3 protein-coding genes are annotated in these 3,779 nt (G+C 54.4%); all 3 read right to left on the bottom strand.

The features are described from left to right. Positions 1-149, bottom strand: a 149-nt coding sequence (locus YWE_RS32230; protein WP_428829311.1) for an IS1/IS1595 family N-terminal zinc-binding domain-containing protein, incomplete at its 3' end; no start/stop codon positions are given. A gap of 128 nt (positions 150-277) precedes the next feature. Further along, complete coding sequence (locus tag YWE_RS28760; protein WP_036017149.1) at positions 278-580, bottom strand: ANR family transcriptional regulator; 303 nt, start codon at positions 578-580, stop codon at positions 278-280. Between the two features lie 1,212 nt (positions 581-1,792). Beyond that, positions 1,793-2,983 (bottom strand): DOMON domain-containing protein, encoded by a 1,191-nt coding sequence (locus tag YWE_RS0125350; protein ID WP_029096947.1) that lies wholly within the window; start codon positions 2,981-2,983, stop codon positions 1,793-1,795. Positions 2,984-3,779 lie beyond the last annotated feature (796 nt).

Here is a 3,779-nt window from a genome sequence, read left to right as displayed (position 1 = left end):
GTCTGATAAACGTATTTACCCTGAAACGTGCGACCACAGTCACAACAGCGGTAACGCTGAAAGCCACAGCGCGATGTTCCATGTTTGCGCACCTGGGTGGTGTCATCGCAATACGGGCAAACGGGTGGGGGTTTTCGGTATATGAACATCGTCAGACTCCTTATTCAGGGGATAGTGACCCCGGTAAACATTCGATAACTCGGTAACATTAGGTTGTCCCACAATCAACGCCATATCTCGGTGATGGGGATAAATCACCCCGGCCGTCAGCGCACACTTACTCATCATCCCTAACCGTTTCCCGGGCGTTTTTCGGGGAGATTAAGGTCGAGGTCAGGGATTTTAGGTCAGGTGATGACACTGACCGGCCCGCATAGCCAAGACCCTGCCCCGCCTCACGGCCACAATATCTCGCCCGAGACCTCGCCCAGAGGCGGTTCTCAGGCAACCGGGCAACATCCTCGGCCATCGCCCAATACTGAGACGCGCCTCTCCAATCACCGGATTTCTCTTTTAACGCGGCAATATGTGCCAGGTCGGTATAGTGACGGACTGGCTCAGGGTTCAAACGTTGTGACATAACGACACCTTCAACATAAATAAAAACGGTAGGGGATTAACCACCACACCAAATCAAACCAAACCAGACAACCCAATCGCTGATGCTGAAAAAAAACAGGGTGTTGACGTGAAGAACATGTCAAGCCAGACTGAATTAGCGATGTATCAAGTCGTCAATTAACCACCCATCAACCATTAACCCTCGAGTTGCATGTCGGAATTGTTTTCCCACACCCGGCTTGAGTCCGCCTTCATCTGGCTCTGCCAAACCCGTAAGCACTTCCCCGCGAATACCGATGTCTGGCACCTTCGATTTCATTGGCGGGTTGAAAAACAGCGCCTCTACCAGCAACTGAATGCCGGGATATATCAACTCTCACCACTCCAGTTAGTCAAAACCGCCCAAGGGGACACCCGGGCTCTCTGGTCTTCACCGGATGCGTTAGTGCTTAAATGCCTGACCCTGCTGTTGACGCCAGTCCTTCCCGTGCATCCACGGTGCGAACACATCAAAGGTCATCAAGGGGGCAAGAAAAGCGTACAACGTATCCACCAGGTGCTTCGCCAACCGAATGCTCATTTTGTCTGTCGTACTGATATCAAGGGCTATTACGCCCGTATCAATAAGCAGACCCTTTACTCACAGGCCCAATCTCATGTTCACCATCCGATACTCCTCAACCTTGTCTGGCAGTTTTTGCACTACAGTGTCGAAGACGGAGGCACTTTTCATACGCCCGAATTCGGCATTGCTCGTAGCTCAGTCGGCTCTTGGCGGCATTCCACCTGTAAGAGGTGGATGCTCACTTTGCCAACTAACCGAATCTGGACTACTCACGCTATATGGATGACTTTTTCATCATCGCTAAAACCCGCTGGCATCTGCGCAGGGCAGTCCGAAAACTTAATCAGTACTTCGACCAATTCGGTTTTCGGCAACACCCGGATAAAACCTTCATCGGCCCCACCCGCAAAGGCACCGACTGGATGGGATACTGGTTAACCGACAAGGGCATCCAATCCGTGGCTCCCAGAGCCCTCGCCAATCACCTGACCAAGCTACGCCGGCTTTATGAGCAAACCCGCCAGCTTTCCGCTGAAATGCAGGCCGCGCGGGTGGTGGGGTATATTGTGCGGTGGCGGATGTGGGTCACGGTTGCCTCCAGAGCGATGTGCCCACCAGTCTCAGGCGACTGCCCGCGGAGCATGCCCGAATCGGAACTCCACTCAATTATATGTAAACCGCACAGCGCATGCTGTACCTGTCTTGGGATCCTAAATTGATATACACCGCTCCAACCTTACCTCCTTGCGTTATATACACCGCGTTTCCACTTTTCGTTGGCTCTTGATCGTCAGCTCCGCTGTTGGCTATTGCGAACATGAATTGACCGTTGATAGAAGCGAACGGTGTTGTTCCTACGGTACTCCCCCACTCCTCCCATCCTGCAAATGAAAAGTTCCCACTTACATTGAGCCCAGCCGTGCGCCTGGTCATCTGCGCGTTCTGACCGGGCCAACCGATGCTCTTATCGACTCCGACTGATTTCAATCCGATTGCTCGGCACGCGGACACATAACTGGTCGGTGTAGAATTCACCACCCCTTCCCACAGCTTTATCTTCATCTTGTATTCGTAAGTCGTCCCGCTCGACTGACTGACAGTTATTGTCGCTTCTCCTTGTCCGGCAGGTGGCTTCGCGGTGAAAACGACGACCCCTAGTGCGCTCACGGTCACCCAACTGGCGCTACTGCTATAAGTATACGAAGCGTTCGAGGATGCAGAGGTACCGTTCATCCAAATTTGATAAGATGCGTTGGTGTATGCTGTCGATGGGAATCCGCTGTTACCCGCAAACTGATACCCATTCACGTTAAACTTCACGCTGGCCGGTAGGGGTATTGGAGCTGTCGGTACCTTCACAGTATAAGCTGTCACAAAGGGTACTTGTCCCGCCGTGGTGGGTAGGCCTGAGGTGCTGGTCGTGGTCACCGGGGCATGCACTTCCAGCGTCACAGTGCTGCCTGGGAAATTGGTCACCAACGGGGCGGCCAGTTGTGCCGCGGTTAGTGGCGTTCCGTTGCTCTGTTTCCACACTAGCGTGGCGCTCGGCATGTCCGGGGTCATCGTCAGCCCCGTATCTCCATCCGCGTCGTACGGGGTAATCCCCGTTGTGACTGACGAGACTGTAAACTGACTCGGTGTAGCCGTCTGGCTCACAATGACGTTGTCGGTCACCACCGTCGTCCCGTCCGGCATCACGGCGTATAAGTCACCCACGGCTGTTGGTGCTCTGCCGTGGATTATCCCTGTCGGGTCACTCAGGACCACCGCCCCGACCGGAACGACGGAGCCAACAAGTATGACCGAGATAAGTACGGCCAGCACGGTGCGAGGTGTTCCTGTGGTGTCTTGCGTCATATGTCCCTCTCTACCACATTACGTGGCACGCCTATTTTGAATGTGAAGATGATGATGTTGTTCAACTGCTTAACAATCACTACCGAGTGACCCGCCAGAGTGGATGGCCGGGTAGTAACTGTATTTTGCTCAATGCTGGGTTAAAAACGGGCAGGAAAACCCTGCCCGTGGTCCTGATTGACACTAACCCGATGGAGACTGGGTTTAGTAGTCGACCGCCAGACTGAAGCCCTGCACGCCGTCCGCAGANCCCGTCAGCNNTGTACCCGCTNCGTTCGCCGGAATGGTGTAGCTTCCNGCNCCCTGGATACTCGCTGCCGGTGCGTTCACGCCGTCTGTCGCACTGGTACCCAACAGATGCCAGTTGTACGAGNNCGGCGTCAAGTCGNNCGNNCCNANNGNNGCGCTGTCCCACAACTTGAACACGTAAGTGTCGCCAACNTTCAGCGGGGTTCCACTGTTTGCCGGGTCAAGCAAGTTGGTGCCAAAGCCCGAATCGGTACTCGCATAAATACCCGGGGTCACGTTGCTGCCTGGTGCAACCGGACCTGGAGGGGTAACCGTCGGGTTATTAGGTCCCGTCACACCGGTATCACCCACAGTCAATNTCTGACCAAAAATCGGGTCACCCGANGCAGAGTATTCCTGTATGACCACCTTTATCGCACTGGCATACGCCGCAGAGGCCGGAATGGTCAACACGCTGGTTCCGTTGCCGCCAATCGCCGCAGCCGTATTGACAACGCCAGTAGAAATCTGCGTATCAACACCACCACGGACCTCATACCAGGTCACG

It is taken from the genome of Budvicia aquatica DSM 5075 = ATCC 35567, assembly GCF_000427805.1.
Classification (GTDB): Bacteria; Pseudomonadota; Gammaproteobacteria; order Enterobacterales; family Enterobacteriaceae; genus Budvicia; species Budvicia aquatica.
The sequence above is the reverse complement of the archived record's forward strand: the minus strand, read 5'-3'. Positions and strand labels throughout refer to the sequence as shown.